Raw genomic sequence first — 9,318 nt, forward strand, 5'->3', positions numbered from 1 at the left:
CCCGTATATTGAAGCAGAATCCGCTTCTTACATCACCTGTAATGTAATGCAACAAGAAAAACAAAAGAAGAAAGCAAAAGGGACCAAGCAAAAGGGACGGTTCTTTTTGCTTCTTCATAAGAAACTACTGTTTAACACAATTACTGGACACAAAGAACATTATACCAGACACGATGCCCACAGTAATCACGCTTGACAATAATCTATGGGATTGTATTCACAGCGGGTAATACTGTACTTATTGGACTTTCAGTTCTTACCCCTCAGTAGCATGGCTGTCTGATTAGGAATTATAATGTTAACCTATCTTTATCTGAATTATGTAATATGATATAGTTTAATAACACCCAGACAAGCAAAAAGAACCGTCCCTGCTGCGTGAAAAGAACCGTCCCTGCTGCGTGTGAGGAAAGGAGAGGATATTATGATATATAGGAATGCAAAAGTAGAAGACATTTCAGGCGTTTTAGAGCTTCAACAAAGATATCATGTTTCTACAATACCCGAAGAGGACAAAAATGATGGATTTGTAACGACGTTGTTTACAGAAGAGCAGCTCAAGAAACTTATTGAAAAAGAAAGCGGACTTGCCATAGCTTGCGATGGAGACAAAATTGCGGCTTATGTCATGGCAGCATCCTGGCAATATTGGTCAGCATGGCCTTTGTTTCAGCATATGATAAAGGATCTGCCCAATACTGAGTATTTGGGTCAAATACTTTCTGTGGAGAATTCGTATCAATATGGCCCAATTTGTATACATAAGGATTACCGTGGTTCTGAAGTCCTTCCGAATATTTATGAATTTTCAAGGCTTCAATTGAGTAAGAAGTACTCCATCTTAATTACATTTATCAATCAGATTAATCATAGATCATATGTAGCTCATACAAAAAAGCTTGGACTTGATGTGATTAAGAGTTTTGAATTCAATAACAACAAATATTATGAATTAGGGTATGACACATCTAAGAAGACTAAGGGCTCTCTATAGAAATGCTATAAAAGGGGAGCCAAAAGCGCTATTAATAAAACTAAAGAGTTTGGGATAGAGAAATTGTATACAGACGTAGAATTTGGTTCTGCCAGTCATAATAATATGCAAAAACCGGGTTTTGAAACTGTATTCATTAATTCATACTGGATTAAATCAAAATAATTTAGAAAATGTTTATAAATACTCCCTTATTAGTTTATATGTCTCTGATATAATTAATCCGTTGAAAATTTGTTTTTATTGGAGGCCGAGCCATGAAGATAATTAACCGAATTATGATATCAAGCGCTTTGCTGGTGCTTCTTTCACTTCTTTCTCTGATTGCCGGTCTGAGTATAATAGTATTCTTGTATCCAGGTCCATATGGCAAGGAGGTACTGGACAAAAATGTATTTCATAGCGGGGAGATACTCGATAGGTTTGATGCTTCTGCAGAAGATTGGGTCGCATTAAATACTCAACTCGACAAGTATGGTTATAAGCTGTTTGCTCTGGAAGGCGACAACATGGTCTTTTCTACCCTGAGTGATTCACAAAGTAGGATTATTAATGGTCTAAAGCCGATGGAGCTTGACCAGAACATCCATGCGGGAAAATGCCAGGGTTTGACCTTTGCTGCTACGGCAAAAGGTAAATACACAATTTTTGCAGTTAAAGGAGAGGCAGACAACCCGAATTTCCTTAACGAGTTATGGCAGTTAATAAATTACTGCCTGATCGTCATTGTGGTTATCCTGCTGCTCAGCCAGATTTTCACAAGCCGGATGGCATGGCGAATCCTTCGCCCGTTGGACTCTTTATCAGAGGGAGCGAAACGGATTGAAAAAGGGGATTTATCCAAACCGGTAGTATATGCAGGAAAGGATGAATTTGCACCTGTCTGCACAGCGTTTAACCAGATGCAGGAGCATCTGATGCAAGAACGGGAAAAAAACGCTGCTTATGAAAGAGCCCGAACTGACTTGATTGCCGGTATCTCCCACGACCTCAGGACCCCGCTGACCTCTGTCAAAGGTTATATCAAAGGCTTGCGTGATGGTGTTGCAAACACGCGGATAAACGGGAGCAATACCTCTCCATTGCATATAGAAAGGCATGCGATATGGATGTGCTTTTACAAAAGCTTTTCTATTACTCAAGCATGGAAACAGGTAATCTATCATTATCCCTTGGACATGAGGATTTGGGAGACTTTGTCCGCCGATTCGCCGAAAATATGAGCGACGAGTTTGAAAGCAGGAACATAAAGATGACTGTAAATGTTACATCTGTCCAGCATATGGTAGAAATTGACACAGAGCAGATGTACCGCATATTGCTCAATCTGACAGAAAATGCGGTAAAATACGCAAATACTGAGCCTCTTCGTCTGCGGATTTCCGTATGGCGTGATCATGGAATGGAAAACCTGTTGTTTGCCGATAATGGTCAAGGGGTACCGGAAGAACACATTCCTCATCTGTTTGAGCGATTTTGGTGGGGTGATGCGGCACGCAGCACCAAAAACAGCGAAGGCTGGCCGCAGGTGTTCCCTGATGCTTACCCAAGCAGTCCGGGAAGCGGACTTGGCCTATATATTGTGAAATATATCGTGGAAGCTCATGGCGGCTTTGTATCAGCAAAGAATGATAACGGGCTGCAAATTATAATTTCCCTTCCGCATGTAAAGGAGGAGAATTGTTGAGAAAGATACTCATAGTAGAAGACGACAATGAGATTGCCATGCTGGAAAAGGACTATCTGGAGATAAACGGCTTTGAAACAGAAATCATAGCTGATGGGCAGGAAGCATTGGCGGCACTTGAAAAAAGTGGTTATGCATTGGTCCTGCTTGACTTAATGTTACCCGGACAAAATGGCTATGATATTTGCAGGCAGATCAGGGATAAAATTGATATTCCTATCCTAATGGTAACAGCCCGCACAGAAACTGCCGATAAGATTCGGGGACTTGGCCTGGGAGCGGATGATTACATTGCCAAGCCCTTTGATCCTGCCGAGCTGGTTGCCAGAGTCAAATCCCATCTGAACTGTTATGAGCGGCTGACAGGCTCCGCAAAAGGAGACAAAGATGATACGATTGTCATTGGAGACTTAAAGATACTGCCCAAAAGCTGGATGGTTTACAAAGGAGATACCGAAATCAAACTACCCAACCGTGAGTTTGAGCTCTTATTATTCCCAGCGGAGAACCCCAATATAGTTTTTACAAAAGAACAGCTTTTTGAAAAAATATGGGGATATGATTATACTGGTGACAGCGCAACCGTGACGGTACATGTGAATCGAATAAGAGAGAAAATTGAGGATGACCCATCCGTACCAAAGATAATAGAAACCGTATGGGGGGCAGGATATCGACTTAAAGTATAATAAATATATTTGTAGTATAAAACCACGTGGATATCCACATGGTTTTTTGTTTTCAAAATATTTCTTCTTAGTTTATATAATGTTTATATCTTGTCATCCGGAAGTTTAGAAATTCCTCCTATAATAAGCTTATCAGAGCAAAAGGAGGCATTAATGTGAAACTGACAATTCAGAATATCAGTAAGAACTACGGTAAAAAACAAGCCTTAAAAGGCGTTAGCTTTGAAATGGGAAATGGCGTCTATGGCCTGCTGGGTCCTAACGGAGCAGGCAAGAGCACTCTTATTCGTATTTTAGTCGGGGTTATGGAAGCAAGCGAAGGCAAGGTTATGGTAAACGGCAAACACAAAAAGCCCAGCGATCGTGAATATAGGTCAAAACTCGGGTATCTTCCACAGTCGTTGGATTTTTATCCGGAGTTTTCTGGACTTGATTATCTGCGCTTTGTAGCGGCGTTGAAAGGTCTTGAAGGAAAAGCGGCAGATTCAAGAATCAAGGATCTTACTGAACAGGTCCATCTAGCAGATGATTTGAATCGCAAGTGCGTCAACTATTCAGGAGGAATGAAGCGGCGGCTGGGTATTGCGCAGGCACTTCTCAATGATCCGGAGATATTGATTCTGGACGAGCCTACCGCAGGACTTGATCCCCATGAGCGAATCAAGTTCCGCAATCTTGTTTCAATTTTTTCCCGTAACAGGACGGTGCTCCTCTCCACTCATATCGTGTCAGATATTGACAGCATAGCAAAGGAAACAGTTATGATAAAGGACGGAAAAGTGGGGCGAATGGGAAGTACGCAGAGTTTTGTGGACGCAATAGCGGGAAAGGTCTGGTTGATGAAAATGACAGTAGATGAATTGGTAGAATATCAAAATGACCATATCATCAGCAATGTCATACCAATAGGCGACAAGCTGGAAGTGCGGGTAGTGTCGGACACAAAACCGTCAGTTGATGCCTCATCTGCAGCGCCAACCCTTGAGGATGCTTATCTCTATGAGTTTAATCAAGAGAAAGGAGATGCCATATGAAATTGTTTTACTTTGAAATGAAGAAGCTGATCTTTAATAAAAACCGACTAATCCTTTTGGCGGCGACCTTCATCATATTTACACTTATGAGCCTGCTTACAAGCAGTGTTGTTTTTGAAATGCGAAGCAGCAGCAGCTATCAGGAATATCTAAATCTTGTCAAAAAATACTCCGGCATATTAAATCCCCAACAGCTGGCAGAGTCCAAGCAGATATCGGAAACTGCCAGAGCAAGCCATGAAGCCGAATATGGCAAGGGGGAAAATGATTTGTTTATGGTGTATTTATTCCGCAATCCTGTGATGAAGTTTCACTATGACTATGGGAATTTTGGCAAAAGAGTTTACGAATACTGGCATGGTCCGGAACCTCAAGACAAATCAGATATCAAAGGTGTTTATCCTTTGGAAGAAAAACTGGAAGCACTCAAGAATCAAGAGGACTCATACGAATACAAGTATTACCAAAAACGTTTAGAAACAGAGCTTTTATATGGTGAACCAGTCTTTGCCAACAAACAGTTTTGGGGTAATTTTTTCGCTTCCTTTGATATATCAAGAGTCGTATTTTTATTTTTAATGGTATTAGCGTTTTTCATAGCCCCTGTTTTTACTAGAGAAATAAAGGACGATATGAACGGTATTATACTATGCTCACTTAAAGGCCGGCGGGAAATTGTAACTGCAAAGCTGTTAAGTGTTTGTTCGACCTCTGCTATTTTGACGGCTGTATATTTCTCGGGAAATTTCATTGGAGCTTTTATTGCAAACGGGAATATAGCCGGGTTTGATGCGCCTGCCCGCTGTTTAGAAGCATTTGGACAAACATCGATTGATACAACAGTCGGAGGTATGGCTCTCTTAGGTATTTTATGGACGATGCTTGCCGCAGTAGTTTTTGGATTGGCTGTCTGCCTTATCTCTGCATGGGCTAAAAACCAGACATCTGTGTTCGGATTGAGCATTCTATTCATACTGACATTTAGTATGATGGGCTTTCTTAATGACAGCATTTATGAGATGATCTGGCCATTGATTGATTTTAACTTTGTTACGCTTTCGCTTTTTGGCATAATATTCGGGGGGAGCACAATGTACAATTTTCTTGGAATGCCATTATCGTACGGCATGGCTGCTTTCATAGTCTGTATGGCACTTTCCGCAATAGCAGTCCTGTTGACATATTTTGCACAGAATAAGAGGTCGGTGGTGTAAAATAGAAAGAATTATTCAGATTCCGGATAAGTGCAACTTTAAGGTTGTTACACTTATCCGGTTTTGCTTTAAAGGAATTTTACTTCAGATATTCTGCTGATTGACAAATAAAGGTTTCTTGAGTATTATTATGTCATGCGATATATCGCATGACATAATAATGTGAGGAGGGTTAATGTGTCCTACTCAGGAAGTCCTATGACAGAAGCAATGTACTATATACTCTTGGCTTTAGTGAACCCCAATCATGGCTATCAGTTAATGGCTGCAATAGAAGAAGTATCAAATGGACGGATAAAGATGGGGCCGGGAACGTTGTATGGCGTTCTCACAAGGCTGCAAAAGGACAACTTAATCGAAATATTAAATGATGATGGCAGAAGGAAGACCTATGCGACCACAGCAGATGGCAGAGCTGCCCTGGAAGCGGAATATGAAAGGTTAAAAGACATGATTCGGGATGGAAGGATATTAGAGGGGTGATTGTAGATGGGCAAGGTAGTAAAAAGACTTATGCTTGATGATATATATGCTATTGGCAGGAATGAAAGCTGGTTTTCTGCTATGGCAAGTAAAGGCTTGCATTTAAAAAAATTTGGGCATTTGTTTGTAAGCTTTGAAAAAGGAGAACCAAAGAAAACCAAATATAGAATTGATTATCTTGAGAAAGCACCTTCACAGGAACAACTTGATGTATATAAAGACTGTGGTTGGAACTTTATCGCAAATAATGGTTATTTCTATGTTTTTTCTGCTAATGAGAAATCATGTGCCACTGAGTTGCATACTGACCCAATTGAGCAAGGTTTTTCCCTGTCAGAGCTGAATATTCGGCTTAGAAATAATCTAATCACCCTATCGATTGCAATGTTGCTGTTCTTGGGACTTATGATAAGTATCTATTGCTTTAACGATGAGCTCTATTTATATATGATAAAAGGCCAATTCACCCAGCAAATGCTCCTTATGATTGTTGAACTGCATATTTTTTATTCTGCAATACGCAACTATAGGATAACTAGAAATCTAAAACAATCTCTGCTCCGGGGCACAGATATCAATCATAACGAGGATTATAGAAAAGCCAGATTGTTGGGTGGGATATCGGCAGGTATATTTTTACCTATTGCATTGTTTTCAATCATCATACCATTTGTTGGTATTGCTAAAAGCGAAGATTATACACTTCCGGAAGGCAATACATATCTGCCGATTATCAGGCTTGCAGAAATAGAAAAAAGTCCTAATCTTATGCGTGAAACAAGTTATCATGACAAAAAAGTTGATTGGGCAAATCGGGTTAGCTTCGATTGGAGCCTGATGGCACCTGTTCAGTATGAAATTGATGAACATGGGATTATCAACGGTGAAATGTGGGGAGATAAAAGCGGTGTTTATTCTCCAAGTATAACCACCCGATACTATAAGCTGACTTTGGGAAGTATGGCAGATAACCTTACCCTTGATCTGATAAATCGCTATGTTTGGCGTGATGAATTATGGAAAAGAGAGAATAGAGGATATTATACCGCTGCTTTCCCAAAAGCTGACTTTTTACCAGGAAGGAATGGCTGAGATACAATAGAACAAATAGTGTCTGGCACTTCACAATTAGTTCTGAAGGGAGGTATAGTTATGGATAATTTTATCAGAGGTGATTTGGAGCAGGCTCTATTAACAATAAGCTCAATGATCAGCAGGTCTGAGAAGGTTCAGAATAAGTTCAAAGAAGGTACTCCGCAAGCATCGCTGGCAAGGAATAGGATTAAGGCCCTCTATATAGCATCATCACTGGTTGCAAAGGAATTGGAAGGAGATCATTCAACGGTTAGTTTCAACAAAGAAGATTTAGAGAAAGCGCTTCCTCCAATTACTTCAACAATCAGCAAGTGCGAAAAGGCACAGGAAAAGCTAAAGGAGGGTACTCCCCAATTGACTCTTACGAGGAAAATGATTCAGGCACTATATATATCATTGTCACTGATAACAAAGGAACTAAATAAATAATAGAAGACACTCTACCCTCTCGAACCAAACAGAAGTATGCTGTTGCCTACACAGGAAATAGTATGTTAACATGAGCATATGGTTCAAGGGAAAACGAAACATCAAAGAGCATACAAGAAGATATTATTTGATATTCAGTAGGATTATTAGAGGAGGATATGTTTTGAAAATTTCAAAGATAGATGCGTTGATGTGGTTTGATTTCTTCTCGCAAATGCCTGAAAAAGAGGAAATCAGTATAAAACATGAGGAGATCATTTATTCCACCTTTGCACAGATTGAGGCAGCGATTGATCATAGAAATGATAAGTTAATGTCTGAAATCAGAGGTTTGAAAACTCTTGAGAATAGAACCTTTTATGTGGGGAAAGATAATAAGTTTCCAGGTGGATGCCGTTCCTGCCTAACGGGCACCGGGCTCTCTGCAATAAGGAAAACAAACAAATGCAACTTGGAGTGTAAGTTCTGCTATAATTATGGACAACTGGAACATATACCTCCAATTGGCGAAGGAATGTGGGAAATCGGGGGCACTAAATTCTATGAGAAGGATATAGATTTACTCCTTTCCATGCATCAGAAGCCCACCGGCATTTCCTATGTCTATCTGGAGCCATTTATGGAAATCGAAAAATACTACCCTGTTATAAAGAAATTCAGTGAGGCAGGGATTCATCAACACTTATACACAAACGGCACTTTAGCTGGAAAAGAGACGCTGAAAGCATTGGGTGAAGCCGGTCTCAGCGAGATACGCTTCAACCTGGGTGCTTCCAATTGCTCAGACAGGGTCATTGAAAACATCGGAATAGCAAAAGAGTATATCAAAAATGTAGGTATTGAAACTCCAATGACTCCTGAGTTTTTTGAAGTATTTCTAAAGAAAAAACAGCGGATACTGGAGACAAAACTTGATTTTATCAATTGTGCAGAATTACATTTAAATGAGAATAATATAAACAATTATTGCGGGGAAAACATGTATATTTCAAGGCATGGCTATATATCCCCAATTTGGAGCAGGGAACTGACACTGAAATTTATGAAAATAGCCGATGAAGAAAACTGGGATCTGGCGGTTCATGATTGTTCGAACTTTACAAAGTTTTCCAGAGGTCTTAATCTGAGCAGTAAAGAGGGCAGGTGGTTCGGAGCAAGCGATTATGCCTGTGAGTTTTCAAGGATACCATTTGAAGTATTTATTCCAATACTGAATGACGAAAATTTTAAATTCCTAAGTGAAGAGGAATTGCCTGATGACTATAAGCCGGTATTTATGAATTATTAGCAGGTAATATAATCTTAGTGGGAAAAAAGTAATGGAGGTAAAGCAGTGGGAAATACTGATAAATTTGAAATGATAGCGAATAAGTATGATACTTCAGAGAGAATCCAAATCGCAAGAGTATCCGCTGATGCCATACGAGAATATTTGATTGATGCAAAATCCAAGAATGCCATTGACTTTGGGTGTGGAACCGGCCTCGTTGGGCTGAACTTGCTGAATGAATTTAAATCAGTCCTTTTTTTGGATTCATCACAGAATATGATCGATCAGGTAAAACAGAAAATTCACAATGCAAATATCCGTAACGCAAGTACTTTGTGTTTTGATTTTGAAACAGCAGCCCTGTCCGATATTCGTGCTGATTATATTTTTATGGCACAGGTTCTGCTTCATATTAAAGATATT

Annotated in this window: 12 protein-coding genes; all 12 read left to right on the forward strand. The window is 39.8% G+C overall.

The window, feature by feature from the left end; genetic code table 11:
* The coding region (locus tag ACESM9_RS12385; protein WP_372999078.1) for a hypothetical protein at positions 1 to 196 on the forward strand (196 nt) is incomplete at its 5' end.
* Between the two features lie 228 nt (positions 197 to 424).
* On the forward strand, positions 425 to 994 hold the full coding sequence (locus ACESM9_RS12390; protein ID WP_372999081.1) for a GNAT family acetyltransferase: 570 nt from the start codon (positions 425 to 427) through the stop codon (positions 992 to 994).
* A 257-nt stretch (positions 995 to 1,251) separates the two neighbouring features.
* Positions 1,252 to 2,217, forward strand: a complete 966-nt coding sequence (locus ACESM9_RS12395; protein ID WP_372999083.1) for a HAMP domain-containing protein — start codon at positions 1,252 to 1,254, stop codon at positions 2,215 to 2,217.
* Positions 2,218 to 2,276: 59 nt separating this feature from the next.
* Positions 2,277 to 2,681 (forward strand): sensor histidine kinase, encoded by a 405-nt coding sequence (locus tag ACESM9_RS12400; RefSeq protein WP_372999085.1) that lies wholly within the window; start codon positions 2,277 to 2,279, stop codon positions 2,679 to 2,681.
* Positions 2,678 to 3,370 (forward strand): response regulator, encoded by a 693-nt coding sequence (locus ACESM9_RS12405; RefSeq protein WP_372999087.1) that lies wholly within the window; start codon positions 2,678 to 2,680, stop codon positions 3,368 to 3,370. Before ACESM9_RS12400 ends, ACESM9_RS12405 begins: the two co-directional genes overlap by 4 nt.
* Positions 3,371 to 3,525: 155 nt before the next feature.
* Complete coding sequence (locus ACESM9_RS12410; protein ID WP_372999090.1) at positions 3,526 to 4,404, forward strand: ATP-binding cassette domain-containing protein; 879 nt, start codon at positions 3,526 to 3,528, stop codon at positions 4,402 to 4,404.
* A complete protein-coding gene (locus ACESM9_RS12415) occupies positions 4,401 to 5,618 on the forward strand; it encodes a hypothetical protein (protein ID WP_372999094.1) in 1,218 nt (405 codons plus the stop codon). The genes ACESM9_RS12410 and ACESM9_RS12415 overlap by 4 nt, the downstream gene beginning before the upstream one ends.
* 198 nt (positions 5,619 to 5,816) lie before the next feature.
* The gene (locus ACESM9_RS12420; protein WP_372999107.1) at positions 5,817 to 6,101 is read left to right on the forward strand and encodes a PadR family transcriptional regulator; all 285 of its coding nucleotides are present in this window, start codon (positions 5,817 to 5,819) and stop codon (positions 6,099 to 6,101) included.
* Positions 6,102 to 6,107: 6 nt separating this feature from the next.
* The gene (locus ACESM9_RS12425) at positions 6,108 to 7,193 is read left to right on the forward strand and encodes a DUF2812 domain-containing protein (RefSeq protein ID WP_372999096.1); all 1,086 of its coding nucleotides are present in this window, start codon (positions 6,108 to 6,110) and stop codon (positions 7,191 to 7,193) included.
* A 60-nt stretch (positions 7,194 to 7,253) separates the two neighbouring features.
* Positions 7,254 to 7,625, forward strand: a complete 372-nt coding sequence (locus tag ACESM9_RS12430; RefSeq protein ID WP_372999099.1) for a hypothetical protein — start codon at positions 7,254 to 7,256, stop codon at positions 7,623 to 7,625.
* Positions 7,626 to 7,788: 163 nt separating this feature from the next.
* Positions 7,789 to 8,913 carry a radical SAM protein gene (locus tag ACESM9_RS12435; RefSeq protein ID WP_372999101.1) on the forward strand — a complete coding sequence of 375 codons (1,125 nt, stop codon included), beginning with the start codon at positions 7,789 to 7,791 and terminating at the stop codon, positions 8,911 to 8,913.
* A 45-nt stretch (positions 8,914 to 8,958) separates the two neighbouring features.
* On the forward strand, positions 8,959 to 9,318 hold a 360-nt coding region (locus ACESM9_RS12440; RefSeq protein ID WP_372999104.1), incomplete at its 3' end, for a class I SAM-dependent methyltransferase.

Origin of the sequence: Lutispora sp. (assembly GCF_041687175.1) — a bacterium.
Taxonomy (GTDB): Bacteria; Bacillota; Clostridia; order Lutisporales; family Lutisporaceae; genus Lutispora.

Excerpts from the sequence above, each read along its gene's own strand:
- ACESM9_RS12390 (WP_372999081.1), top strand. The coding sequence starts at position 425 with ATGATATATAGGAATGCAAAAGTAGAAGACATTTCAGGCGTTTTAGAG.
- ACESM9_RS12395 (WP_372999083.1), top strand. The coding sequence starts at position 1,252 with ATGAAGATAATTAACCGAATTATGATATCAAGCGCTTTGCTGGTGCTT.
- ACESM9_RS12400 (WP_372999085.1), top strand. The coding sequence starts at position 2,277 with ATGGTAGAAATTGACACAGAGCAGATGTACCGCATATTGCTCAATCTG.
- ACESM9_RS12415 (WP_372999094.1), top strand. The coding sequence starts at position 4,401 with ATGAAATTGTTTTACTTTGAAATGAAGAAGCTGATCTTTAATAAAAAC.
- ACESM9_RS12420 (WP_372999107.1), top strand. The coding sequence starts at position 5,817 with ATGACAGAAGCAATGTACTATATACTCTTGGCTTTAGTGAACCCCAAT.
- ACESM9_RS12425 (WP_372999096.1), top strand. The coding sequence starts at position 6,108 with ATGGGCAAGGTAGTAAAAAGACTTATGCTTGATGATATATATGCTATT.
- ACESM9_RS12430 (WP_372999099.1), top strand. The coding sequence starts at position 7,254 with ATGGATAATTTTATCAGAGGTGATTTGGAGCAGGCTCTATTAACAATA.